A 25,108-nucleotide genomic window follows, 5' to 3' on the forward strand; every position below is an offset into this window, starting at 1 on the left:
TGTGGTGTATGTCATTTTGTGAGAGGGATGAGCGAAAAATGAATTTACATACACTATTGCATTATTTGCAGCCTTATATGGCAATTAATGTAGATAATCAAAAGGTTATTTCGATAGAAAATGATAGCAGACATGTGAAGACGGGGAGCCTCTTTATTTGTATAAAGGGATTTACTGTTGATGGTCATGATTTTGCAGAAAAAGCCGTAGAAAAGGGAGCAATTGCTGTCATTTCTGAAAAAAAATTAACCTTGCCTGTTCCTGTTATCTTAGTGAAGGATACAAAAAGGGCTATGGCTGTTATAGCTGATGCTTTTTTTCAGCAACCTAGTCAAAAGCTACATTTAGTTGGGATTACCGGTACAAATGGAAAAACAACGACAAGCCATATCATCGAAAAAATACTTTCTGATTCTGGAAAAAAAACAGGGTTAATCGGAACGATGTATATGAAAATCGGTGAAAACAAATATGATGTAAAAAATACGACTCCAGACAGCTTAACTCTCCAGCATTATTTTAAACAAATGGTTGATGCTGGTGTTGAGTCAACCGTAATGGAAGTTTCATCACATGCCTTAGATGAGGGCAGGATTCATGGTTGTGATTTTGATGTGACGGTATTTACGAATCTTACTCAAGACCATTTAGATTACCATAAGACGATGGAAGATTATAAACATGCAAAAGGGCTATTGTTCGCTCAGCTAGGAAGCGCATTTTGTCATAAAAACCCGAAATATGCAATTTTAAATAATGATGATCCGACAGTGAGGACGTATACGAAAGCAACTGCTGCACATGTTTTAACATATGGAATAACTAAAAAAGCAGATATTATGGCTGCTAATATTCGAATGGCTGCGTCTGGAACAGTATTTGATTTAATGACTCCTTTTGGGAAGCATACTGTTTCGATGAAACTAATTGGGAAATTTAATGTATACAATGTGCTTGCTGGTGTTGGTGCGGGGATGGCTTCTGGCATTCCAATCTATAAGATTATTCAATCGATTGAAAAGGTTGAGGGGGTTTCAGGCCGTTTCGAAACGGTTCATGCTGGGCAAAACTTTACTGTCATTGTTGATTATGCCCACACTCCAGATAGTTTGGAAAATGCACTAAAAACGATAAAACAGTTCTCAAAAAAACGAATTTTTGTCATCGTCGGATGCGGAGGCGATAGAGATCGCTCTAAACGACCATTAATGGCCGAAATAGCTTGTAAATATGGCACGCATCCAATCTTCACATCTGATAATCCAAGAAGTGAAAATCCGCAATCTATTATTAAAGACATGGAAGCTGGTGTTGTTGGGAAACAATTTATAACGATAATCGACCGAAAAGAAGCCATTCACTATGCAGTTAAAACTGCAAAAGAAGGGGATGTCGTATTAATAGCTGGTAAAGGCCATGAAACGTATCAGTTAATCGGAAATCAGATTATTAACTTTGATGATCGATTAGTTGCAAGAGAGGCTATAGAAGAGCATTAACATGTTATGAACGTATGAGAGCGTATTTTTTGAACTTTAAATATTATTACAAATGACTTATTGAAAGGTTTTAAGGACATGATGGAGTTAAATATCGAAAAAATATATCTACTAAAAAACATCCAAAAAAAAATATTCAATTTCCTATTTTTAAGCAAAAGTCGTCTTAATGGAAATGATGCAACATATGATATTGCTGTACACGTTGAAAAAGCGAATGAGCTTAAAGGAAAGCTCCAGCAAGGAAAGGAGGGAGCAAAATGATGGAGAAAGTCATATTCTTTACGATAATTATGGGATTTTTAGTGACTGTTTTGCTTTCTCCTGTCATCATTCCTTTCTTGAGAAGATTGAAATTTGGGCAGAGCATTCGTGAGGAGGGCCCAGAGTCACATCAGAAGAAATCTGGAACGCCAACAATGGGTGGGATTATGATTCTCCTATCGATTACAGTCACAACTTTAGTTATGACAGGGAAATTTTCTGAACCTACAGTTAAGACCTATTTGCTCTTGTTTGTTACATTAGGTTTTGGATTACTCGGTTTTCTTGATGATTTTATTAAAGTAGCAATGAAGCGTAATCTTGGATTAACATCGAAGCAAAAACTTCTCGGACAAATTATCATTTCTGTCATTGTCTATTTTATAATCCAACAAAATGATTTTTCAACTGTCATTCATATTCCGTTAACAGACTATTCCATTGATTTAGGATGGGCGTATGTCTTTTTTATCATTTTTTGGCTTGTAGGTTTTTCAAATGCTGTTAATCTTACTGATGGCTTAGATGGTCTTTTATCAGGCACAGCGGCAATCGCATTTGGAGCGTTTGCTGTTTTGGCTTGGAATTTATCTCAATTCGAAATTTCCATTTTTTCTGTCGCTGTTTCTGGAGCCGTATTAGGATTTCTTGTGTTTAATGCACACCCTGCAAAAGTATTTATGGGGGATACAGGATCACTAGCTTTAGGTGGTGCAATTGCAGCTATTGCGATATTAGCGAAGCTTGAGATTATATTATTAATTATTGGCGGAGTTTTTGTCATAGAAACATTGTCTGTCATATTGCAAGTAATCTCCTTTAAAACTACAGGTAAGAGGATATTTCGAATGAGTCCTTTACATCACCATTATGAACTAGTTGGATGGTCAGAATGGAGAGTAGTTGTTACATTTTGGAGTGTTGGTTTACTATGTGCGATTCTTGGAATTTATATCGAGGTGTGGATGTAATTGAAACAGGTCAATGACTATTTTCATAAAAAAATTCTTGTTTTAGGTTTAGCCAAAAGCGGTGTTGCGGCAGCAACGCTTTTACATAAATTAGGAGCGTTCGTTACAGTTAATGATTTTAAGCCTTTAGCAGAAAATATTGAAGCTCAAGGTCTTCTCGAACAAGGCATTACCGTTATTTGTGGTGACCATCCTATAGAACTACTCGATGAAGGCTTTGAACTAATCGTAAAAAATCCTGGGATTCCTTATAGCAATCTTTTAGTTAAAGGTGCATTAAAGAGAGGCATTCCTGTAATAACTGAGGTTGAGCTAGCTTATCAAATTTCGGAAGCCCCATTTATCGCTATTACTGGTACGAATGGAAAGACGACGACAACAACGCTTTTGTTTGAAATTCTTAAAGCAGGTGGAAAGCTTCCGCTAATTGCGGGCAATATCGGCATGGTTGCTTCAGAAGTTGCTCAAAATGCTTCAGAAGAAAACACGATCGTTATTGAGCTTTCATCTTTTCAATTAATGGGAATTCAAGGATTTAATCCTAAAATTGCCATTTTAACAAATTTATATGATGCACACCTTGATTATCATGGGACAAGAAAAGAATATTTCCAAGCAAAAGCAAATATTACTATGAATCAAACAAATGATGAATTTTTTATTGTGAATGCAGAACAAGACGATACGATGGAGATTGCAAGTCGTTCGAATGCTCAGATTATCCCATTCTCTTCAAACAATGTGTTAGAAAAGGGTGCCTTCGTAAAGGACGGCTGGATATATTTTAATACCGAAAAAATCATGGAAACAAAAAATATCGCTTTACCTGGTGCCCATAATTTAGAAAATATTTTATCGGCAATTGCTGCTGCAAAGCTGTTTGGTGTTAATAATGAAGCAATCTTTACAGTATTAAACACCTTTTCAGGTGTCAAACATCGCCTTCAATTTATCCATGAATATAAAGGAAGGAAATTTTATAATGATTCAAAGGCTACAAATATTTTAGCAACAGAAAAAGCATTATCCGCTTTTAATGAACCGTTAATTTTATTAGCTGGTGGATTAGATCGTGGAAATGAGTTTGACGAACTCATCCCATATTTAAAAAATGTTAAAGCGGTTATTACTTTTGGACAAACAGCTAGAAAGATTGAAAGAGTCGCTCGAGATGCAGGAATAAAAATAATTGAGCATGTCGATAATGTTGAAAAAGCCGTTCCCGTTGCCTACCAGTTGTCACAGCCAGGTGATGTAATATTATTATCACCTGCTTGTGCTAGCTGGGATCAGTATAAAACTTTTGAGGTAAGGGGAGACATTTTTACTCAAGCGGTGCATATGCTTAAATGAGGGCTTGGACACATTATAAAAGAAAAATCATCTAAGGGAGTCATCATATTCGCTTGAAATGCGGGTTAAAGCTTTCTTTTAAGCCCTAAAACTTGCATTCGAGGTGTATAAAGTTGCAAACAAAAAGAACAACTCCCGATTTTATCCTCATTATTGTTACTTTAACATTACTTGCAGTTGGATTAACGATGGTTTACAGTGCAAGTGCAATATGGGCAGAGTATAAATTTAATGATTCATTTTTCTTTGCTAAAAGGCAGATGCTGTTTGCCGTTGTTGGGATTGTTGCGATGTTTTTTATTATGAACATCGATTATTGGACATGGAGAACTTGGGCAAAGATTATCATAATAGTTTGCTTTGTTCTGTTGATATTAGTCCTCATTCCTGGAATCGGCAATGTCCGAAATGGTTCTCGGAGCTGGATTGGAGTAGGGGCCTTTTCCATTCAGCCTTCAGAATTTATGAAGTTAGCGATGATTGCTTTTTTAGCCAAATTTTTATCAGAACGTCAAAAGCAAATAACTTCTTTTAAAAAAGGGCTTGTCCCTGCATTAGGAATCGTTTTTTTAGCCTTCGGATTAATTATGATTCAGCCTGATCTTGGAACAGGAACTGTAATGGTTGGAACTGCAATTGTCATGATTTTTATTGCAGGTGCAAGAATTAGCCATTTTGTCGGACTTGGATTAATCGGACTATTAGGCTTTGTTGGGCTTGTTTTGTCAGCTCCTTACAGAATTCAACGGATTACATCCTTTTTAGACCCTTGGGAGGATCCACTTGGGAGCGGATTTCAAATTATTCAATCGCTTTATGCGATAGGGCCTGGTGGACTGCTTGGCCTAGGTCTTGGTCAAAGCAGACAAAAGTTTTTTTATCTTCCTGAACCACAAACAGATTTTATATTTGCCATTTTAAGTGAAGAGCTTGGCTTTATCGGTGGTTCGTTTGTCATATTATTGTTTGCTTTATTGCTTTGGAGAGGGATTCGGATTGCACTTGGGGCTTCAGATCTTTATGGGAGCTTTTTAGCAGTCGGGATTGTAGCCATGGTTGCCATCCAAGTGATGATTAATATTGGAGTTGTTATCGGACTTATGCCTGTAACGGGAATAACTCTTCCGTTTCTTAGTTATGGTGGCTCCTCATTAACCTTAATGTTAATGGCAATCGGAGTTTTATTAAATATAAGCCGTTATTCACGCTATTAATGTTGACCCTGTATACAGGGTTCTTTTTTGGCTAAAAGCGAACTTTAAGTTTATTAACTAAAAATGCTGCACATCGTATCGCATAAGAAAAGCTAAGGCTTTCGCCGAAAGAACTTGGCGAATGCCTTAGCTTTTCTTATTTTTATTACATTTTTATGTCAATACGTTAACTGCTGCTATTGTTGTAATTTTATATAGTAGAATAGAGGATAGTGCTGAGTGATATTTTTCACAGCTTGCATAACTCTGAACGAAAGATTTGAATAATTATATATGCATCTACGAGGTGAAAAAAGTGAAAATAGTTGTTAGCGGTGGAGGTACTGGAGGACATATTTATCCAGCTCTTGCCTTAATTAGAGAAATTCAGAAGGAAGCAAGCGAAGCAGAATTTTTATATATTGGTACTGAAAAAGGTTTAGAAAGCTCAATTGTTTCGAGAGAAAATATACCTTTTAAATCCATACATATTACTGGTTTTCAAAGAAAGCTATCATTCGAAAATGTGAAAACGATCTTTCGATTTTTGAAAGGTGTCAGAGATAGTAAAAGGCTGTTAAAGGAGTTTAATGCAGATATTGTCATCGGAACTGGGGGATATGTATGTGGCCCTGTCGTTTATGCGGCTGCAAAGTTAGGCATCCCGACCATTATTCACGAACAAAATAGTGTACCAGGATTAACAAATAAATTTCTAAGTAAATATGTTGATCGGATTGCGATCTGTTTTGAAGAAGCGGCTCCGTTTTTTCCGAAAGATAAAGTGGTGCTGACTGGGAATCCTCGTGCTTCAGAAGTTTTAGGCCATGATGGAACGAAAGGAAGATTATCGGCCGGCCTAAAAATAAATCAGCCTGTCGTATTAATAGTTGGGGGGAGCAGAGGGGCAAAACCGATTAATGAAGCGGTTCTAAAATCATTAGCAGAGCTAGGAGAAAAACCATATCAAGTTTTATACATAACAGGTGATGTACACTATGATGAAGTTCAGAAAGAAGTAGCACTAATTGGCAGTCCAAAAAATGTTATTATAAAGCCATTTATTTATAATATGCCTGAGATTCTTTCAGGGACAGATTTAACTGTTGCCAGAGCAGGTGCAACCACTTTAGCTGAGCTAACATCACTTGGTATTCCAAGTATTTTAATCCCAAGTCCTTACGTAACGAATAATCACCAAGAAAAAAATGCGAAAGCTTTAAGTGAGCACGGTGCAGCAGTCCTACTTTTGGAAAGTGAATTGACAGGTAAAAAACTAACTGAACAGATGGATCAAATCTTAATGGATAAGAAAAAATTATCCGAAATGAAAAATGCTGCAAAAGAGCTCGGTATTCCGGATGCAGCTAATAGACTCTATGCCTTGATGAAAGAACTTGTCAATAAAAAATGAATGTAGCCCAAATGCATGGAGTTGAATAAAATAACAACAAGTCTTCAAGTCAGAAAGGGAGGTACACATGGACGAATTTATCGCAAAGCTAATGGAATTGAACATAGGCAGCGTCAAGGAAAATGAACCTTTAGCTAATCATACGACAATGAAAATAGGTGGACCAGCTGATCTATTTATCGAACCTTCGTCAATTGAAAATGTTAAAAAGACCATGGAGCTAATTAATAAAGATCATTTGAAATGGACAGCAATTGGAAGAGGCTCCAATTTACTCGTTTCTGATCAGGGAATCGAAGGTGTTGTCATAAAACTTGGCACAAAACTTGCTGGTTTAGAGATAAATGGTGATGTAATTAAGGTTGGCGGTGGCCACTCATTAGTGAGTCTTTCGACGCAAATAAGTAGAAAAGGTTTTTCAGGTTTAGAATTTGCTAGTGGAATCCCAGGTTCAGTTGGTGGAGCCGTGTATATGAATGCGGGAGCTCATGGTTCTGATATTTCCAAAGTATTAACGAAGGCGCTTATTCTTTTCGAGGATGGAGCACTTGAGTGGTTAACCAATGAGGAAATGCTGTTCTCATATCGAACATCCATTTTACAAAAAATCCGCCCTGGCATTGTAGTTGAAGCAGAATTCCAATTAAAAGAAGGGGATAAAGAAATCATTTATGCAGAAATGCAAAAAAATAAGGATTACCGGAAAGAGACACAGCCTTGGAATTTTCCATGTGCAGGCAGCATATTCAGAAACCCACTACCAAATTATGCAGGAAAATTAATCGAGGATGCTGGATTGAAAGGATTTGCTATCGGTGGTGCAAAGGTATCTGAGATGCACGGCAATTTTATTGTTAATACAGGAAATGCAAAAGCATCTGATGTATTAGCATTAATCCAACATATTAAAGAAACCATCCTAAACTTGTATGATATAAAAATAGAAACAGAAGTAGAAATAATGGGCCGAAAGTAACAGGGTGTATTCCTTACTTATTCCATTTTCTGTGATATAATTAATCATTAGGTAATCCTTGAAACGGCATGTGTATTCGTGCCGTCATTTTCTTAAAAACTTGTTAAGAAGGTAAAATTTTTTAAAGTTAGAGAACTGTCTAGCTCCAGCGCCTAGCGAACTTCCTACGCACAGGACGTGCTAGTGCAGGCATTGCCACAGGGATGTGGCGGTTTTTGCCTGCCTCCCCCTCCCTACGATAAGTCAACATCGCGAAGCACAGGATGTGCTAGCGTAGGCGTTGCCACAGGACGTGGCGTAATTAGCCTGCGAATCCTGTCACTCGTCGTGTTTCCTTTATCTTGTCAGGGTCAGTCCAGTTCGTACGTCGCTTGACCAAGGCGCTTGCACTTTTCTTATGTGAGGTGAAATTAGTTGGAAAAAGGGAAGGTTGTCTCCCTTGAGGAGCGTATTCCTAAACTTAAACAACAAAGACGAAAGAAAGCGAATAGAAGATTAATTCTCCTTTTGCTTTTATTTTTCTCTTTAATTATGTTTGTTGTTTATTTCCAATCACCTTTAAGTCATGTGAATAAGATTGAGGTTTTAGGAAATTCTGTATATAGCAGCGATGAATTAATTACGGTAAGTGAACTTTCATCAAGTATAAATATTTGGAATGTTGATGAGAAACGCATTGAAGGAAAATTAAAGAAGTTATCACAGTTAAAAACTGCACAAGTTGAAACGATTTTCCCGAATACTGTGAAGATAACTGTTTCAGAATATAAACGAATCGCTTACATAATGAAAGAAAAAAGTTACTTGCCAGTTTTAGAAAATGGCAAAACATTAAAGGCTGCTGAAGTATTAGAAATCCCTTCAAATGCCCCTATTTTAATCGGATTTTCGGAAGGTAATGCACTGAATGGAATGATAGAAGAACTAGGAAAATTAAAGGAAGAAATCTTAAATTCAATTTCCGAAATTCATTATTCTCCAAAAGAAACAGATTCACTTCGTTTGACTGTTTATATGAACGATGGCTTTGAGGTAAGTGCTACTCTTAGGAGCTTTTCTGAAAAGATGGCGCACTATCCTTCCATTGTTAGTCAGTTAGACCCCAATATTAAAGGGGTAATTGATTTAGAAGTCGGCTCTTATTTTAAAGCTTATGAACAAGAGGGAGCTGATGAGGGTGAAGAAGAAAATGAAGGTGACAGGTAACCATGTTATATTTTCTTTCGTTTTTCTTGTTCTTGGCTATATCGTTGCTTTTTCATATCATCTAACACAGAGTGAAAATGCAAACACTGAAATGACAGGAAAACAATGGGAAAGAGATATAGCACTACGTAGTCAATTAGTTGACATTGAAGAAAAAAATCGAGCTTTACAAATTGAACTAAATGAAAAACAAGAAAAGGTTCGGGAAATTGAAAAAGAAATGTCCCAAGAGGCTCAAGTTTACTTTAATCTTGCTGAAGATACAGAAAAGTTTAGGATGTTTCTCGGTAAAGTTAAAGTAAAAGGCCAAGGTGTTGAAGTGACGCTTGCGGATGGAGATTATAATCCCGAAGAAGAAAATATTAATAATTATATTGTTCATGAGCATCATGTCTTTAAAGTAATCAATGAATTATATATATCAGGAGCTCAAGCAATTGCGATAAATGGACAAAGGCTTTCCCATAATTCTTATATTCTATGCAATGGCCCAGTAATTGAAGTAGACGGTCGTCAGCATCCTGCCCCTTTTGTTATTACTGCCATTGGTGATGCTGAAGTATTAGCCTCCGCTTTAAATCTAACAGGTGGTGTCAAGGATTCATTAGTAAATGAAAATATTCAATTTTCTCTTGAACCAAAAAATGAAATTATCATGGAGCCTATATTAGGGAGTTAGTTTTATTAGTCTTTCTTGAATTTGTCCACTTTGAAAATGGGATGGAAAGTTAGGTGGATCACGTGGACAGAAATAAAAATATTAGCTTTACTCTTATTACGATTGTGATCGGCTTCATGCTAGCCATTCAATTTCAAACGGTTAAAGAACCAGAAATACGCGACACTCGAGATACATGGCAATTAAGAGAAGATGCACTAAAAGAGCAAGAACTTCAATTAAAATTAATAAGAGAAGTACGCTCCAATGAAGAAAAAATTACGAAATATGAGACAGAGCTTAAACAAAGTAAAGAACAAGTTTTACGTGATACGTTGGATGAACTAAAAGCCGAAGCTGGTTTAACTGAAGTAGAGGGATATGGAATAATTTTAAGAGTAGAACCAGCAATAGAGGACTTGCTGCTAGGAAATATGACAACAAACGTTTCTCCTGATTTATTAAAAAGACTTGTAAATGAACTTAATATGTATCATGCTCTCCACATATCAATTGATAATCAGCGTATTATTAATACAACGGTTATAAGAGATATAAACAATGAGACAAAGATAGATGGGTATTCGTTAAACCGTATGCCTTTTGATATTAAAGTGATTGTTGACAGTGAAAAATCCGCGGAAAAGCTTTATAATCGAATGCAAGTATCGAAATCGATAGATGAGTTTTTTATTGATAATTTGAAGGTTTCTGTAATTAAACAAGAAGGAAAGATTACAATTCCTGCTTATGAAAATACAATTCGAATAAGAGATATGGAGCCTATGAATCAAGAAAAAGGAGGCAATTCATAATGTGGCTTCCAATACTTGGATTAATCATAGGAGTCATACTCGGCTTATTTACAGAAATAAAAGTTCCTGATGAATACTCAAATTATTTATCGATAGCAGTTCTCGCAGCACTCGATACACTTTTTGGAGGAATTCGCGCTCAACTGCAAAATATTTATGATGAGAAAGTATTTGTATCAGGTTTCTTTTTTAATATTCTTCTTGCAGCAAGTTTAGCTTTTCTAGGTGTCCATCTTGGTGTAGACTTATATTTAGCGGCGGTTTTTGCGTTTGGGGTACGTTTATTCCAAAACATAGCCGTAATAAGAAGAATATTAATAACAAAATGGTCTAGTAGTCGTGAAAAAAATGAAAAAAATTAATTTTTATAAAGGGAAACGCATAGTTTTGACGAATATTTTTAATATATTATTAAATTAAATAAATATGAAGAAATGATGTTGAACTGCTAAAGGAGGTGCCAAAGAATGAACAACAATGAAATATATGTAAGTCTTGACATCGGTACATCCAGTGTAAAAGTTATCATTGGGGAAATGGTCAATGACTCTTTAAATGTAATTGGTGTTGGCAATGTGCAGTCTGAAGGCTTAAGAAAGGGAGCCATTGTTGATATAGATGAAACCGTTCATTCTATTAGAAGGGCAATTGAACAGGCTGAGAGAATGATAGGGATGGAAATTACGAGTGTAATTGTTGGAATTACAGGTAATCATGTAATGCTTCACCCTTCTCACGGTGTTGTAGCGGTATCAAGTGAAAATCGCGAAATAACCGATGATGATGTTGCTAGAGTAATTGAAGCAGCTCAAGTTGTCTCCATACCGCCTGAAAGAGATATTATTGATGTAATCCCTAGGCAATTTATTGTTGATGGCTTAGATGAAATAAATGATCCGCGTGGAATGATTGGTGTACGACTAGAAATGGAAGGCACAATTATTACAGGATCAAAAACAATCTTACATAATACTTTACGATGTGTTGAACGAGCGGGTTTACAAATTCTTGATATTACTCTCCAACCACTAGCTGCAGGAGCATATGCCTTATCAAAAGATGAGAAGAATCTTGGTGTTGCCCTTGTTGATATTGGTGGAGGTTCAACAACGATTGCATTATTTGAGCAAGGCTTTTTAAAAGCAACAAGCGTCCTTCCTATTGGTGGAGACCATATTACAAAAGATTTATCTATTGGGCTGCGTACTTCAACAGAAGATGCAGAAAAAATCAAAATGAAATATGGCTATGCTTTTTACGATCATGCTTCAGAAGATGAAGTATTTAGTGTACCTATAATCGGAAGTGACCAGCATCAGCAATTTAATCAACTAGAAATCTCCGATATTATTGAAGCGAGAATGGAAGAGATTTTTGAACTAATCCAAAATGAGATAAAACGTTTAGGTGTTCAAGATTTACCAGGTGGCTATGTCTTAACAGGTGGAGTCGCTAATACAGATGGAGTGCTTGAATTAGCTGAAGTGGTTTTTCAAAATAGTGTCCGTATTGCAGTTCCAGATTATATCGGTGTTAGGGAGCCGCAATACACGACTGCTGTAGGATTAATAAAATTTGCTTATAAAAATGCAAAAATTCAAGGCAGAAAAATAGGAGGAGGATCTCCTATTATGCCGCAGGAAAGTAAAGAAAAACGAGCTCCAAAACAAACACAACAAAAAGTAAAGCCGGAAAAACAGCCGGAAGAAAAAATCACATCAAGAGTTAAGAAGTTCCTCGGATACTTTTTTGAATAACTTTCACTCTTTGCCTCATGAAAGAGGGAAATAAGAAAATGGTGTTCATTGGAATATCGACGAATTAGGAGGATTTGTCATGTTGGAATTTGATACGAATTTAGATTCATTAGCAACGATAAAAGTCATCGGCGTAGGTGGCGGCGGTAATAATGCTGTTAACCGCATGATTGAGCACGGTGTACAAGGTGTTGAATTTATAGCCGTTAATACAGATGCGCAAGCATTAAATCTTTCTAAGGCAGAAGTGAAAATGCAAATCGGGGGAAAGCTTACTCGTGGACTTGGTGCGGGCGCTAATCCTGAAGTTGGTAAAAAAGCAGCTGAAGAGAGTAAAGAACAACTTGAAGAAGCTTTAAAAGGTGCAGATATGGTATTTGTCACTGCTGGTATGGGTGGTGGAACTGGGACAGGAGCAGCCCCAGTGATTGCTCAAATAGCTCGTGATTTAGGGGCATTAACAGTTGGGATTGTTACTAGACCATTTACTTTTGAAGGACGTAAACGTGCAACACAGGCTGCTGGAGGAATCGCTTCAATGAAAGAAGCGGTTGATACATTAATTGTGATTCCAAATGATAGGTTATTAGAAATTGTCGATAAGAGCACCCCAATGCTTGAAGCATTCCGTGAAGCTGATAATGTTCTCCGTCAAGGGGTACAAGGTATTTCAGAATTGATTGCTGTACCAGGGCTTATTAATCTTGATTTTGCAGATGTGAAAACGATTATGTCCAATAAAGGTTCAGCACTCATGGGAATTGGAGTTGCTACTGGTGAAAACCGTGCAGCGGAAGCAGCGAAAAAGGCGATCTCCTCACCGCTGTTAGAGACATCTATCGATGGGGCTCAAGGCGTTCTTATGAATATATCAGGTGGATCTAACATTAGTCTTTACGAGGTTCAAGAAGCTGCGGATATCGTAGCAACCGCGTCAGATCAAGATGTTAACATGATTTTTGGTTCAGTAATAAATGAGAATTTAAATGATGAAATTGTCGTCACTGTCATTGCTACAGGATTTAATGAGGATGTAGCACATTTAAAATCTGTTCGTCCTACAGTAGGACAGCAAAAACCAGCTACAATGGGGAATATTAATCGAGAGCAAAAAAGAGAAGAGCCATCATATGAACCGGTTAGAACGAGTAATACGCAACAACCGGAGGAAGCGTTGGATATTCCTACGTTTTTGCGTAATCGAAATCGCAGACGCTAGTTAATGGTTGTTGGAGCGATAAATCGCATCTAAAGTTAATATGTAAATACTATGATTATCAAAAAAAGGCATGTCCATAACTGGGACATGCCTTTCGTTTTATTAATATAAAACAGTATATGATTATGCTTTATGTGGCTGCTTCAACTCCATTGCCGGTCCAAAAAATTCGAAATGAATATTTTCATTAGAAATCCCCACTTCCAATAATGCTTCATACATTGCTTGCATAAAAGGAACAGGTCCACACATATAGACGATTGATTGCTTATCGAGTATTACATCTTCTAACCATTCAGAAGTGATATAACCTTCTTTTTGGTATACTTTATTCTCTTTATCAAGCTGTGCTGGCTTTTCATAGCAATAATAGCTTGAAATGGAATGATTTTGCTCGACAATTTTCCCTACTTCCTCTTTAAAAGCATGAACGTTGCCATTTACGGCGGCATGGATAAAAATAGTTTCTTGGTTTTTATCTGCTAAATGATGAAGCATGCTTAGCATTGGTGTAATTCCAACTCCACCACTTAAAAGAACGATTGGTTTTTCAGCTTGTTCCGCTAAAATAAATTCTCCAGCTGGTGCACTGATTTCCACAATATCTCCTACATTTACATTGTTATGCAAATAATTGGATACAACTCCTGCTGGCTTATTATTTAAGCTATCCTCTCTTTTTACAGAAATTCGATAAAACTCTTCATTTGGAGAAATAGATAAGCTATATTGGCGAATATGTGTATTTGTCTCTCCTGGGATATTTTTAAGTTTTAGACTAATATACTGTCCCGATGTAAAAGCAGCAATTTTTCCCTCGTCAACAGGTACAAAATAGAAGGATGTAATAACATCACTTTCTTTTACTATTTTATCGACCTTGAATTCTCTAAAATCTTTCCAGCCTCCTTGTTGACCTTCTGCATGTTGATATAAATTATATTCAACCTGAATAAATGCTTCTGCAATAACTCCATAAGCTAGTTCCCATGCAGTCATGATTTCTTCAGTAGCTGCATTTTGTAAAACTTCTTTAATCGCTAATAGAAGATGTTTGCCAACGATTGGATAATGTTCAGGCTTAATTCCTAATGAGCGGTGTTTATGGGCGATTTGAGTAACGACAGGCACGATTACTTCCAATTGATCAATATACTTTGCTGCGGCATATACAGCGCTTGCTAGCGCTTTCTGTTGCCTTCCTTGTTTTTGATTTGCATGGTTAAAAATGTTTAATAACTCAGGATGATTAGCAAACATTAATTCGTAGAATTTTTTTGTAATGGCTTCCCCATGCTCTTCTAAAACTGGGACTGTGCTTTTAATAATATCAATTGTTTTCTGTTGTAACATGTGTCAAGACTCCTTTTAAATTATTTTCACTGTAATTATAGGGATAAAAACAACAGGAAATAGTGATTTAGATCACGGTTTTTATTATCGATAAAAAGTTTAAGCTAAATATTGACAAAATTTGAAAGAAATAGAGAAAAATTCTATAGTTTATACAACAGAAAGTGACACACTTCATCTAGTGATGTAGGCTATACTCTTTTTAACAGATTAATAGCAATAGAAATGCATATGATCTTATTTGTTCAGTAAGGAGGAAAGCGATTGGAGGTTTATTTGGACATCATTTGGGCGCTGAATTTTTTGTTTGATAGCCTCCTCCTATTTTTCACTGCCATCATCCTAAAGCGCGAAATTAAATTTTGGAGAATCATGCTTGGGGGCTTGATTGGTTCAATCATTATATTATTGACAGTAACCCCTATAAATGTTTATTCAGGTCACCCAATAACAAAATTATTATTCTCCATCTTAATGGTATTGGCGGTTTTTGGCTATAAACGATTTCGTTATTTTATAAGTGGGCTGATGACTTTTTATTTAACAACTTTTCTAATTGGTGGTGCCCTTATCGGCGTACACTATTTTATTAAGTTTGATTTCAAATTATCTTCAACCGTTTTTCTTGCAAGTGTGAAAGGTTTTGGGGATCCCATTAGTTGGCTTTTCGTTTTGCTAGGTTTTCCGATCGCTTGGCATTTTTCTAAAAGAAGCATGGATAGTATAGAAGTGACGAAAATTCAATATGAATCATTAATAAATGTCATGATTGAAATAAGTGGTATGACTCATCATTTCAAGGGGCTTGTAGATAGTGGAAATCAAGTGTATGAGCCGATAACAAAAAATCCAGTAATGTTCATTTCAATAAAGGAAAAAACAGCAGAATTTCCAATCGCACTCGTAAAAATTGCAGAAAGTCCAGAAGAAATAATATTAGGGAAAAAAAGTGTTCCATCTGAGTGGACTAGCAAATTAAAAGTCATTCCGTATAAAGTCGTTGGACAAGAACACCAGCTTATTATTGCGCTAAAACCTGATAAAATCTTCCTTGAAAAACTAGATGGACTAATAGAAGTAGAAAAAGGCTTAGTATCATTTTCGATGCAACAGTTTTCTGGCGATAATGCTTTCCAGTGTATTGTTCATCCAAAAATGCTAACAAGTACAAAAAAGGCAAATATCGCCATTTAATTAAAGAGGGAGGATATTCATGAAACGCTTGAAACTTCGCTTATCATATTATTGGTATAAACTATTAATTAAACTTGGGATTAAAACGGATGAAATATACTATATTGGTGGAAGTGAAGCGTTACCTCCTCCTTTAAGCAAAGAAGAAGAGGAAATATTGCTTGAAAAGCTCCCTAATGGTGACAAGGCAGCAAGGTCCATTTTAATTGAACGAAATTTAAGATTAGTTGTTTATATTGCCAGAAAGTTTGAGAATACAGGAATAAATATCGAAGATTTAATTAGTATTGGTACGATCGGGCTTATTAAAGCAGTAAATACCTTCAATCCCGAAAAGAAAATCAAGCTTGCTACATATGCTTCAAGATGTATTGAAAATGAAATATTGATGTATTTAAGAAGGAATAATAAAATTCGTTCTGAAGTCTCGTTTGATGAGCCATTAAACATTGACTGGGATGGAAATGAATTGCTGCTTTCAGATGTACTAGGTACGGAAGAGGATATTATTACGAGAGATCTTGAAGCAAATGTTGATCGGAAACTGCTATTAAAAGCATTACATCAGCTTTCTGAGCGGGAAAAACAAATTATGGAACTTCGCTTCGGTTTAGGAACCGGGGAAGAAAAAACGCAGAAGGATGTTGCAGATATGTTGGGAATATCACAGTCTTATATTTCTAGATTGGAAAAAAGAATTATTAAGAGGCTAAAAAAGGAATTTAATAAAATGGTATGAAAAAATATTTTTTAAAGTTAAAACATAAAATAAAGCTTGTATTTATGATGTTTTTTCCTGTTTAGCTAATCAAAGCTAGATGATGTCAGTGCATATTTTTCCTCCTCAAGGAAATACTGTTTTTGTACAGCAGCTCCTGTTAGGAGGGAAAAGAATTGACTCGAAATAAAGTGGAGATTTGCGGTGTTGATACATCAAAGCTTCCAGTGTTAAAAAATGAAGAAATGAGAAAGCTCTTTAAAGAAATGCAAAGCGGAGATATTACTGCAAGAGAAAAGCTTGTTAACGGTAATTTACGCCTTGTGTTAAGTGTGATTCAGCGTTTCAACAACAGAGGAGAATTTGTTGATGACTTATTCCAAGTCGGCTGTATTGGCCTAATGAAATCGATCGATAATTTTGATTTAAGCCAAAATGTGAAGTTTTCCACCTATGCTGTTCCGATGATTATTGGGGAAATAAGGAGATATTTACGTGACAATAACCCAATTCGAGTCTCTCGTTCATTACGTGATATTGCGTATAAAGCTTTGCAAGTTAGAGAGCGCTTAATGAGTAAAACATCAAGGGAACCAACAGCAGTAGAGATTGCAAAGGAATTAGAAGTTCCACATGAGGAAATTGTCTTTGCACTTGATGCGATTCAAGATCCAGTATCTTTATTCGAACCTATTTATAATGACGGTGGCGACCCAATTTATGTAATGGACCAATTAAGTGATGAGAGGAATAAAGATATTTTATGGATTGATGAAATAGCATTAAAAGAAGGGATGCGTAGATTAAATGAGCGTGAAAAACTTATTTTAAGAAAACGCTTCTTTCAAGGAAAGACACAAATGGAAGTAGCAGAAGAGATTGGCATTTCTCAAGCTCAAGTTTCTCGGCTTGAAAAAGCAGCCATCAAACAAATGAATAAAAATATTCAAAGTTAAAGCTGCCTAACAAGGTGGCTTTTTTATTTTATTAGCAGAATTCACTCCAGCTTACTATAATAAGTCATCATCAACTCGCTATTTCTCGTTGAACTTAGGCGGTTACGCTTTTCTTTTATAGAGTACGATAATTTAACAGGATGAGTCATATATTTAAATAGGAGATAATGTGGGGGTGGATTAGTTGATTAAAATTTCTGATTTTCAAATGAAAGATGTTGTAAATGTAGCAAATGGAAAAAAACTCGGAAATATTGGAGATATTGATATTAATGTCCAAACAGGAAAAATAAACGCGGTTATTATTGGAGGCACTGGTAAGGTGCTAGGCTTTTTCGGACGTGAAGAAGATATCATCATTCCATGGAAAAATATTCTCAAAATAGGAGAGGACGTCATTTTAGTTCGTCATCAAGAAACGGCATTGTTGAATGATGTCGATGAAGATGTGTAAATTCTGCTCTTTTAACTGTGAAGCGGCCGTTTGTTATGGTAAACTAAAGAAAAATGTTGAAAAATAGAAACGGGAAGATGAGATGGGGATTTAAACAATGGAGCCATTTGTTTTAAAAGAAAAAGAATATTTTGTCATTGATGAATGGGCAAAGAGGCATAAAGGGCTTTTGGCGGGATTCACAACTAAAAATGGTGGCTTTAGCAAAGGATCATTTTCAACGATGAATTTAGGTCTTCATGTTTCTGATTGCATCGAAGATGTTCAAAAAAATCGGCAACAAATGGCTAGTATACTCGACTTTCCTCTCCGAAAATGGGTAAGTGCAGAACAAACACATGAAATGAACATAGAAAAAGTGACTTTTGCTGAGATAGGACGTGGTTCTCTACGTTATGAAGATTCGTTCAAACGAACGGATGGTTTTTTTACTCAAGAAAAAGGAATTTTAACAACGCTATGTTATGCAGATTGTGTTCCGCTTTTTTTCTTACATGAAAAGACGGGTGTAACTGGGATTGCTCATGCTGGTTGGAAAGGAACAGTTGGAGGAATTGCTATAGAAATGGTTAGCGTATTTGAGAATGAGGGAATGGAAAAAGAAGACATTCAAGTTATTATCGGACCGTCCATTTGCAAAGATTGTTATCTTGTTGATACTCGTGTAATTACTTTTGTTGAAAAATTACTAGAAGATCATGGTAATAAGCCATATAATCAAATAGAGGATGATCAATACAAGCTTGATTTAAAACAACTGAATAAACAGCTCCTTTTAAAAGCAGGAATAATGGAAGAAAATATAAGAACAACGAATTTATGTACCAGCTGTCATGACGAGCATTTTTTCTCCCATCGAAGAGATAAAGGGAAGACAGGAAGAATGATGAGTTTTCTCGGCTGGAAGGAGGATTTGGAAGTTTAAATGAAAGTCACAGAAAATTTGAAGGATATAAATGAGCAGATTCAGAAAGCTTGTGAAAGATCAAATCGTTCTATTGACGATATAAAGATTATTGCTGTAACCAAATATGTTTCGAGTGAAAGAGCAATGGAGGCATTTGAGGCAGGTGTCACTCATTTAGGTGAAAACCGTGAGGATGGTCTTCAAGCTAAATGGGAAGTACTTAAGGACAAGCCAACTTGGCATTTCATCGGTTCATTGCAATCTAGAAAAGTGAAGAATGTGATCGATAAAGTGAATTATATTCATTCATTAGACCACTTATCACTCGCAAAAGAAATAAATAAGCGTGCAAATAATCTAGTAAATTGTTTTATTCAAGTAAATGTTTCTGGTGAAGAATCAAAACAAGGGCTACCTCCAGAGGAGGTTCAATATTTTGTTTCTGAGCTAAAGGAATTTTCAAATATTCGTATTTGCGGATTAATGACAATGGCACCGTTAACCTCGGATGAAAAAGTATTACGTTCATGTTTTCAAAAGTTAAAAAAATTACAAATAGACATCCAAAATTTGAGGCTTGATTATGCACCATGCAATGAGTTGTCGATGGGAATGTCGAATGATTATGTTATTGCGATAGAAGAGGGAGCAACAATGGTGCGAATCGGAACGGCTTTAGTAGGCGAATCGGAATAGGAGGTTGAATAAGAGATGAGTTTAAAAACTAAATTTAAAACATTTTTTTTCCTAGATGATGAATACGATTATAAGGAAGAAGAAGAATTTATTGAAGATGAGATTGAGCCGATTAAACAAACACAAAAGCAAGCGACGCAAAAAAATAATATAGTCAGCCTTCAAAGTGTACAAAAAGCATCAAAAATGGTTTTAGTTGAACCGCGTGTATATGCAGAAGCGCAAGATATTGCGGATCATTTAAAAAATAGACGTGCAGTCGTTGTTAATTTACAGAGAATTGACAGAGATCAGGCAAAGCGAATTGTAGATTTCTTAAGTGGGACCGTTTATGCAATAGGCGGAGATATTCAAAAGATAGGTACCGATATTTTCCTTTGTACACCTGATAATATTGAGGTTTCAGGAAATATATCGCAAATTATGCAAGAACATGAATTTGAAAATACGAGGTGGTAACACTTAATGGTACAATTATTCATAATTATCCAGAATGTAATTAATATTTATTCTTGGGCGTTAATTATATATATATTAATGTCTTGGTTTCCAAATGCAAGGGAAACTGGAATTGGCCAATTTTTGGCGAGAATTTGTGAGCCATATTTAGAGCCATTTCGAAAGATTATTCCCCCGCTTGGAATGATTGATATTTCACCAATTGTCGCTATTTTTGTACTTAAATTCGCTGTTATGGGTTTAGGAACATTATTCACTTGGATTGTCTAATCTATTTTGGAGAAACGGGCTTATTAATAGCCCTTTTTGATTTTTTTAAGGCGAGGTTTAATATATGTCAGTCTATCAGCATTTTCGCCCTGAGGAAAAGGAATTTATTGATCAAGTTTTGAATTGGAAAGAGGCAGTCGAGACTACATATGCCCCAAAGCTGACAGATTTCCTAGATCCAAGAGAACAGGACATCGTGAAAAAACTAATTGGAAGTAATCAAGATGTGAAATTTGAGCTTTTCGGTGGATCAAATGCTACTGAGCGAAAACGAGCAATTATTTTTCCAGACTATTACGAATGTCAAGAAACAGATTTTCAAGTTTGTCTTTTGGAGGTTGACTATCCGAAAAAGTTTATTACGATTGAACATCCGCAAGTACTAGGAAGTTTAATGTCATTAGGATTAAAACGAGGGAAGTTTGGTGACATCCTTTTACACGATAATCGGGTGCAATTTTTCGTATCAAAAGAGGTGGAAGAGTATATCGTATTGCAGCTACAATCAATTGGCAAGGCAACCGTTAATTTAAGAAAGCTGCCATTGGATCAGGCAATTCTCACCGGTGAAAAATGGCAAGAAATATCATTAACCGCTTCATCCCTTCGTTTGGATACCATTATTTCTGCTATTTATAATGTTTCAAGGCAAAAATCGCAAGTATTTATTCTACAAGGAATCGTGAAGGTCAATTGGACAATGATTGACAATGTAGCCTTTGAATGTGAAGAAAGTGATATCATCTCTGTGAGGGGTTTTGGAAGGGCCAAAATTATGGCAGTAGAAGGGAAAACAAAAAAAGACAAATGGAGAATAACGGCAGGATTGCAAAAATAATTTTTATTGCAGGAATTTACGGGATGCTGTCGAATAAATATTTTTAAATATGCACTTATGCAAAAATGAATCTATTTTCAATTAATAGATTCTAATTCTTACATAAATAAGCAAACAGACTTTGGGAGGTGGCTACGATGCCATTAACACCGCTAGACATTCATAATAAAGAATTTAGTAAAGGGTTCCGCGGTTATGACGAGGACGAAGTAAATGAGTTTCTTGATCAAGTAATTAAAGATTACGAAATAGTAATCCGTGAAAAAAAAGATTTAGAAGAAAAGTTAAACGATCAAAATGAGCGAATCGGCCATTTTACTAATATTGAGGAAACTTTAAATAAGTCAATTATCGTTGCTCAAGAGGCAGCTGAAGAAGTGAAGCGAAATGCTCAAAAGGAAGCGAAGTTGATTATTAAAGAAGCTGAGAAGAATGCTGATCGAATTGTTAATGAATCATTATCTAAAGCAAGGAAAATAGCTTTAGAAATCGAAGAATTGAAAAAGCAATCAAAAGTATTTAGAACTCGTTTCAAAATGCTTATTGAAGCACAATTAGATTTGTTAAGCAGTGATGATTGGGAGCACTTACTCGATTATGAGCTTGATGCAACTGAATTAAAGTCCGCACAGGAAGAAGATTCATTAGCTTGACGAATGCTAGCTTTTTTGCATATAATTCAAACAATAAGTATTATATCTTTACGAAGATAGGGATAGTACAATTTTCATGAAGCTTATCATTAGCGAATCGGGGAAGGTGGGAGCTCGAAATAAGCAGAAAATTGGAAAATCACCCTTGAGTTCCTTTTTGAACATCCGACTGGATAATTAGAAGAAGGCGAATCATTCACGTTACGAATGCTTGAGCGGATAGAAATGGCATTTCTATCTACAAGGGTGGTACCACGGGAGATATACCTTCTCGTCCCTTTTAGGGATGGGAGGTTTTTTTATTTTCATTATAAGTTTTAATGTTTTAGAAAATGGTAATTATGGAGCTATTGAACCATCGGGAGGAATATGAAATGGATTACAAAGATACTTTACTAATGCCAAATACGGAGTTCCCAATGCGAGGTAATTTACCGAAGCGCGAGCCTGATATTCAGGAAAAATGGGAAGAAATGAATATTTACAAAAAAGTCCAAGAGCGTACGAAAGGCCGTCCAATGTTTGTATTACACGATGGTCCTCCATATGCAAACGGTGATATTCATATGGGGCACGCATTAAATAAAATTTTAAAAGACTTTATTGTTCGCTATAAATCAATGAGTGGATTTAATGCACCTTATGTCCCTGGCTGGGACACTCACGGTCTCCCGATTGAACAGGCTTTGACGAATAAAGGTGTAGATCGGAAAGAAATGACCGTTGCTGAGTTCCGAAAGCTTTGTGAAGAATATGCTTATGAACAAATTGATAGTCAACGCACTCAGTTTAAGCGTCTAGGTGTAAGAGGGGATTGGGAAAATCCATATATTACACTGAAACCAGAGTATGAGGCACAGCAAATTAAAGTATTTGGTGAAATGGCGAAAAAAGGCTATATTTATAAAGGCAAGAAACCTGTATATTGGTCTCCTTCTTCAGAATCTGCCTTAGCTGAAGCTGAAATAGAATATAAAGATAAGCGTTCTCCATCCATTTACGTTGGATTTAACGTAATGGATGGAAAAGGTGTTCTAGAGACTCATGATCAAATTATTATTTGGACAACTACACCGTGGACAATTCCTGCTAACTTAGGAATTGCTGTTCATCCTGAGTTAACATATGTGGTTGTTAAAGCAAATGGACAAAACTATGTGGTTGCGGAAGATTTATTAGCAGCAGTTACGAAAGAGATTGGCTGGGAAGATGTCCAAGTTGTAAAAACAGTAAAAGGCAGCGAATTAGAATATATTAAAGCAAAACATCCTTTATATGATCGAGAATCACTTGTTGTCCTAGGTGAACATGTTACGATTGATGCTGGAACTGGCTGTGTTCATACTGCCCCTGGACATGGGGAAGATGACTTTTACGTTGGAAATAAATATGGCCTTGACGTTTTATGTCCAGTAGATGATCGTGGACATATGACGAATGAAGCGCCAGGATTTGAAGGTTTGTTCTATGACGCAGCTAACAAACCGATCACAGAAAAACTTGAAGAAGCAGGAGCATTGTTAAAGATTGCGTTCATCACTCATTCTTATCCACATGATTGGAGAACGAAAAAGCCAGTGATTTATAGAGCGACTGCACAATGGTTTGCTTCTATTAAAGATTTCCGTAATGAACTATTAGAAGCAGTAAAAGAAACAAAATGGATCCCAGCTTGGGGAGAGACAAGATTATTTAATATGGTACGTGATCGTGGTGACTGGTGCATTTCTCGTCAACGCGCATGGGGTGTTCCGATTCCTGTCTTCTATACGGAAAATGGAGAAGAGATTATTACAGATGAAACAATTAATCATGTTTCAAATCTATTTAGGGAATTTGGTTCAAATATTTGGTTTGAAAAAGAAGCAAAAGATTTGCTTCCTGAAGGCTTTACACATCCAGGAAGTCCAAATGGGAAATTTACGAAAGAAACTGACATTATGGATGTTTGGTTTGATTCAGGCTCATCTCATCAAGCAGTATTGCTAGAACGTGAAGATTTACAGAGACCTGCTGATCTGTATTTAGAGGGCTCTGACCAATATAGAGGCTGGTTTAATTCATCTCTTTCAACGGCTGTTGCTGTTACGGGTAAAGCGCCTTATAAAGGTGTGTTAAGTCATGGTTTTGCTTTAGACGGAGAAGGCAGAAAGATGAGTAAATCAATTGGAAATGTTGTTGTACCTGCTAAAGTAATGAATCAACTCGGTGCTGATATATTAAGACTATGGGTTGCTTCTGTTGACTACCAAGCTGATGTGCGTGTTTCTGATGCTATTTTGAAGCAAGTTGCAGAAGTATACCGAAAAATCCGTAATACTTTCCGTTTCCTGCTTGGAAATCTTGCTGATTTTAATCCTGCTGAAAATACAGTAGCATATGAAGATTTACGTGATGTTGATCAATTCATTCTTGTAAAATTAAATAAATTAATTAAGTATGTTCGTGAAGCATATGAAAATTATAATTTCTCTGATGTTTATCATGCAGTTAATAATTTCTGTACGTTAGATTTAAGTGCATTTTATTTAGATTTTGCAAAGGATGTTCTTTATATTGAAGGCGCTGATCATCCTGATCGTCGCGCTATTCAAACAGTGCTTTATGAAAGTTTGATTGTATTAACGAAACTAGTTGCACCAATATTAGCGCATACTGCTGATGAGGTATGGGTATTCATTCCTTCTGTTAAAGAAGAAAGTGTCCAATTAACAGACCTTCCTGAATATAAGGAATTACAGAATGCGAAGGAATTGGAAGAAAAATGGTCTTCCTTTATGAAACTTCGTGATGATGTATTAAAGGCTTTAGAAGAGGCACGTAACGAAAAAATGATTGGCAAATCTCTAAATGCGAAAGTGACCTTATATGTTAATGATCATGTTAAAGAGTTACTTCATTCAATTAAAGAGAATATGAAGCAAATTTTCATTGTATCCAGTTTTGAAATTGCAGGAAGCTATGAGGAAGCTCCAGAAAGCGCTCATAAATTTGAACATACAGCGATTGTCGTCTCAAAAGCAGAAGGAAAAACATGTGAACGCTGCTGGATTGTTACACCTGAAGTTGGGCAAGTAGAAGAATTTGAAACATTATGCCCACGCTGTGCAGATGTTGTAAAGGAACATTACAGCCATTTAGTATAGTATTTGTCTAACCCCCTATTTTTATAAATAGGGGGTTTTTCTATTTAAGTAAAATTGTTAATAGTTGTTCGTTTAGAAAATCATTGCCTGACTTTAATAAAATCTTGAGGAAATAATAAGCGAAACGCATCTAAGAACG

General features: G+C 36.0%; 25 protein-coding genes and 1 other annotated feature. Of the genes, 24 read left to right on the plus strand and 1 reads right to left on the minus strand.

The window, feature by feature from the left end:
* Positions 1-38: 38 nt before the first annotated feature.
* The 13 genes from KDN24_RS09875 to ftsZ all read left to right on the plus strand — a co-directional run bounded on the left by KDN24_RS09875 (position 39) and on the right by ftsZ (position 13,325).
* Positions 39-1,499, plus strand: coding sequence for a UDP-N-acetylmuramoyl-L-alanyl-D-glutamate--2,6-diaminopimelate ligase (locus KDN24_RS09875; RefSeq protein ID WP_409974692.1), 1,461 nt, complete (start codon positions 39-41; stop codon positions 1,497-1,499).
* Between the two features lie 78 nt (positions 1,500-1,577).
* On the plus strand, positions 1,578-1,763 hold the full coding sequence (locus KDN24_RS09880; protein WP_491348402.1) for a hypothetical protein: 186 nt from the start codon (positions 1,578-1,580) through the stop codon (positions 1,761-1,763).
* On the plus strand, positions 1,760-2,734 hold the full coding sequence (gene mraY / locus KDN24_RS09885) for a phospho-N-acetylmuramoyl-pentapeptide-transferase (RefSeq protein WP_409974693.1): 975 nt from the start codon (positions 1,760-1,762) through the stop codon (positions 2,732-2,734). The genes KDN24_RS09880 and mraY overlap by 4 nt, the downstream gene beginning before the upstream one ends.
* Positions 2,735-4,087 (plus strand): UDP-N-acetylmuramoyl-L-alanine--D-glutamate ligase, encoded by a 1,353-nt coding sequence (murD, locus tag KDN24_RS09890; RefSeq protein WP_409974694.1) that lies wholly within the window; start codon positions 2,735-2,737, stop codon positions 4,085-4,087. It begins immediately after the preceding gene.
* A 113-nt stretch (positions 4,088-4,200) separates the two neighbouring features.
* Entirely contained in the window at positions 4,201-5,301 is a 1,101-nt protein-coding gene (gene spoVE, locus KDN24_RS09895; RefSeq protein WP_409974695.1) for a stage V sporulation protein E, read from the plus strand.
* Positions 5,302-5,596: 295 nt separating this feature from the next.
* Entirely contained in the window at positions 5,597-6,694 is a 1,098-nt protein-coding gene (gene murG, locus KDN24_RS09900; protein ID WP_409974696.1) for an undecaprenyldiphospho-muramoylpentapeptide beta-N-acetylglucosaminyltransferase, read from the plus strand.
* 67 nt (positions 6,695-6,761) lie between these two features.
* Positions 6,762-7,670 carry a UDP-N-acetylmuramate dehydrogenase gene (gene murB / locus KDN24_RS09905; RefSeq protein ID WP_409974697.1) on the plus strand — a complete coding sequence of 303 codons (909 nt, stop codon included), beginning with the start codon at positions 6,762-6,764 and terminating at the stop codon, positions 7,668-7,670.
* Positions 7,671-8,084: 414 nt separating this feature from the next.
* The gene (locus KDN24_RS09910) at positions 8,085-8,876 is read left to right on the plus strand and encodes a cell division protein FtsQ/DivIB (protein ID WP_409974698.1); all 792 of its coding nucleotides are present in this window, start codon (positions 8,085-8,087) and stop codon (positions 8,874-8,876) included.
* Entirely contained in the window at positions 8,842-9,555 is a 714-nt protein-coding gene (locus KDN24_RS09915; RefSeq protein WP_409974699.1) for a DUF881 domain-containing protein, read from the plus strand. The genes KDN24_RS09910 and KDN24_RS09915 overlap by 35 nt, the downstream gene beginning before the upstream one ends.
* A 62-nt stretch (positions 9,556-9,617) precedes the next feature.
* On the plus strand, positions 9,618-10,349 hold the full coding sequence (locus KDN24_RS09920) for a DUF881 domain-containing protein (protein ID WP_491348403.1): 732 nt from the start codon (positions 9,618-9,620) through the stop codon (positions 10,347-10,349).
* On the plus strand, positions 10,349-10,711 hold the full coding sequence (locus tag KDN24_RS09925) for a small basic family protein (protein WP_409974700.1): 363 nt from the start codon (positions 10,349-10,351) through the stop codon (positions 10,709-10,711). Before KDN24_RS09920 ends, KDN24_RS09925 begins: the two co-directional genes overlap by 1 nt.
* Before the next feature lie 105 nt (positions 10,712-10,816).
* On the plus strand, positions 10,817-12,106 hold the full coding sequence (ftsA, locus tag KDN24_RS09930) for a cell division protein FtsA (RefSeq protein WP_409974701.1): 1,290 nt from the start codon (positions 10,817-10,819) through the stop codon (positions 12,104-12,106).
* A 79-nt stretch (positions 12,107-12,185) separates the two neighbouring features.
* The gene (gene ftsZ / locus KDN24_RS09935; RefSeq protein WP_409974702.1) at positions 12,186-13,325 is read left to right on the plus strand and encodes a cell division protein FtsZ; all 1,140 of its coding nucleotides are present in this window, start codon (positions 12,186-12,188) and stop codon (positions 13,323-13,325) included.
* Between the two features lie 123 nt (positions 13,326-13,448).
* Here ftsZ and hmpA read toward each other — a convergent pair whose 3' ends face one another.
* Complete coding sequence (hmpA, locus tag KDN24_RS09940) at positions 13,449-14,678, minus strand: NO-inducible flavohemoprotein (protein ID WP_409974703.1); 1,230 nt, start codon at positions 14,676-14,678, stop codon at positions 13,449-13,451.
* 264 nt (positions 14,679-14,942) lie between these two features.
* Between hmpA and spoIIGA the strand changes: the two genes are divergently transcribed.
* The 11 genes from spoIIGA (at position 14,943) to ileS (ending at position 24,969) form a co-directional block, all read left to right on the plus strand.
* Positions 14,943-15,872 (plus strand): sigma-E processing peptidase SpoIIGA, encoded by a 930-nt coding sequence (spoIIGA, locus tag KDN24_RS09945; protein ID WP_409974704.1) that lies wholly within the window; start codon positions 14,943-14,945, stop codon positions 15,870-15,872.
* 19 nt (positions 15,873-15,891) lie between these two features.
* Entirely contained in the window at positions 15,892-16,611 is a 720-nt protein-coding gene (sigE, locus tag KDN24_RS09950) for an RNA polymerase sporulation sigma factor SigE (RefSeq protein ID WP_409974705.1), read from the plus strand.
* A 155-nt stretch (positions 16,612-16,766) separates the two neighbouring features.
* A complete protein-coding gene (gene sigG, locus KDN24_RS09955; protein WP_409974706.1) occupies positions 16,767-17,546 on the plus strand; it encodes an RNA polymerase sporulation sigma factor SigG in 780 nt (259 codons plus the stop codon).
* A 184-nt stretch (positions 17,547-17,730) separates the two neighbouring features.
* Positions 17,731-18,000 (plus strand): YlmC/YmxH family sporulation protein, encoded by a 270-nt coding sequence (locus KDN24_RS09960; protein ID WP_409974707.1) that lies wholly within the window; start codon positions 17,731-17,733, stop codon positions 17,998-18,000.
* A 97-nt stretch (positions 18,001-18,097) separates the two neighbouring features.
* Positions 18,098-18,925, plus strand: coding sequence for a peptidoglycan editing factor PgeF (gene pgeF, locus KDN24_RS09965; RefSeq protein ID WP_409974708.1), 828 nt, complete (start codon positions 18,098-18,100; stop codon positions 18,923-18,925).
* A complete protein-coding gene (locus KDN24_RS09970) occupies positions 18,926-19,603 on the plus strand; it encodes a YggS family pyridoxal phosphate-dependent enzyme (RefSeq protein ID WP_409974709.1) in 678 nt (225 codons plus the stop codon).
* A 15-nt stretch (positions 19,604-19,618) separates the two neighbouring features.
* Complete coding sequence (locus KDN24_RS09975) at positions 19,619-20,062, plus strand: cell division protein SepF (RefSeq protein ID WP_409974710.1); 444 nt, start codon at positions 19,619-19,621, stop codon at positions 20,060-20,062.
* 6 nt (positions 20,063-20,068) lie between these two features.
* Positions 20,069-20,332, plus strand: a complete 264-nt coding sequence (locus KDN24_RS09980) for a YggT family protein (protein WP_409974711.1) — start codon at positions 20,069-20,071, stop codon at positions 20,330-20,332.
* Between the two features lie 64 nt (positions 20,333-20,396).
* Positions 20,397-21,170 (plus strand): YlmH family RNA-binding protein, encoded by a 774-nt coding sequence (locus KDN24_RS09985; RefSeq protein WP_409974712.1) that lies wholly within the window; start codon positions 20,397-20,399, stop codon positions 21,168-21,170.
* Between the two features lie 137 nt (positions 21,171-21,307).
* A complete protein-coding gene (locus KDN24_RS09990; RefSeq protein WP_409974713.1) occupies positions 21,308-21,823 on the plus strand; it encodes a DivIVA domain-containing protein in 516 nt (171 codons plus the stop codon).
* A 44-nt stretch (positions 21,824-21,867) separates the two neighbouring features.
* Positions 21,868-22,105 (plus strand) — a binding site (T-box leader).
* A 92-nt stretch (positions 22,106-22,197) separates the two neighbouring features.
* Entirely contained in the window at positions 22,198-24,969 is a 2,772-nt protein-coding gene (gene ileS, locus KDN24_RS09995; protein WP_409974714.1) for an isoleucine--tRNA ligase, read from the plus strand.
* The last annotated feature ends 139 nt before the right edge of the window (positions 24,970-25,108 follow it).

It is taken from the genome of Cytobacillus sp. Bva_UNVM-123, assembly GCF_046351715.2.
In the GTDB taxonomy this organism is placed as follows: domain Bacteria; phylum Bacillota; class Bacilli; order Bacillales; family Cytobacillaceae; genus Cytobacillus.

Excerpts from the sequence above, each read along its gene's own strand:
- KDN24_RS09875 (WP_409974692.1), top strand. The coding sequence starts at position 39 with ATGAATTTACATACACTATTGCATTATTTGCAGCCTTATATGGCAATT.
- KDN24_RS09880 (WP_491348402.1), top strand. The coding sequence starts at position 1,578 with ATGATGGAGTTAAATATCGAAAAAATATATCTACTAAAAAACATCCAA.
- mraY (WP_409974693.1), top strand. The coding sequence starts at position 1,760 with ATGATGGAGAAAGTCATATTCTTTACGATAATTATGGGATTTTTAGTG.
- murB (WP_409974697.1), top strand. The coding sequence starts at position 6,762 with ATGGACGAATTTATCGCAAAGCTAATGGAATTGAACATAGGCAGCGTC.
- KDN24_RS09915 (WP_409974699.1), top strand. The coding sequence starts at position 8,842 with ATGAGGGTGAAGAAGAAAATGAAGGTGACAGGTAACCATGTTATATTT.
- KDN24_RS09925 (WP_409974700.1), top strand. The coding sequence starts at position 10,349 with ATGTGGCTTCCAATACTTGGATTAATCATAGGAGTCATACTCGGCTTA.
- ftsA (WP_409974701.1), top strand. The coding sequence starts at position 10,817 with ATGAACAACAATGAAATATATGTAAGTCTTGACATCGGTACATCCAGT.
- ftsZ (WP_409974702.1), top strand. The coding sequence starts at position 12,186 with ATGTTGGAATTTGATACGAATTTAGATTCATTAGCAACGATAAAAGTC.
- hmpA (WP_409974703.1), bottom strand. The coding sequence starts at position 14,678 with ATGTTACAACAGAAAACAATTGATATTATTAAAAGCACAGTCCCAGTT.
- sigE (WP_409974705.1), top strand. The coding sequence starts at position 15,892 with ATGAAACGCTTGAAACTTCGCTTATCATATTATTGGTATAAACTATTA.
- pgeF (WP_409974708.1), top strand. The coding sequence starts at position 18,098 with ATGGAGCCATTTGTTTTAAAAGAAAAAGAATATTTTGTCATTGATGAA.
- KDN24_RS09970 (WP_409974709.1), top strand. The coding sequence starts at position 18,926 with ATGAAAGTCACAGAAAATTTGAAGGATATAAATGAGCAGATTCAGAAA.
- KDN24_RS09975 (WP_409974710.1), top strand. The coding sequence starts at position 19,619 with ATGAGTTTAAAAACTAAATTTAAAACATTTTTTTTCCTAGATGATGAA.
- KDN24_RS09980 (WP_409974711.1), top strand. The coding sequence starts at position 20,069 with ATGGTACAATTATTCATAATTATCCAGAATGTAATTAATATTTATTCT.
- KDN24_RS09985 (WP_409974712.1), top strand. The coding sequence starts at position 20,397 with ATGTCAGTCTATCAGCATTTTCGCCCTGAGGAAAAGGAATTTATTGAT.
- KDN24_RS09990 (WP_409974713.1), top strand. The coding sequence starts at position 21,308 with ATGCCATTAACACCGCTAGACATTCATAATAAAGAATTTAGTAAAGGG.
- ileS (WP_409974714.1), top strand. The coding sequence starts at position 22,198 with ATGGATTACAAAGATACTTTACTAATGCCAAATACGGAGTTCCCAATG.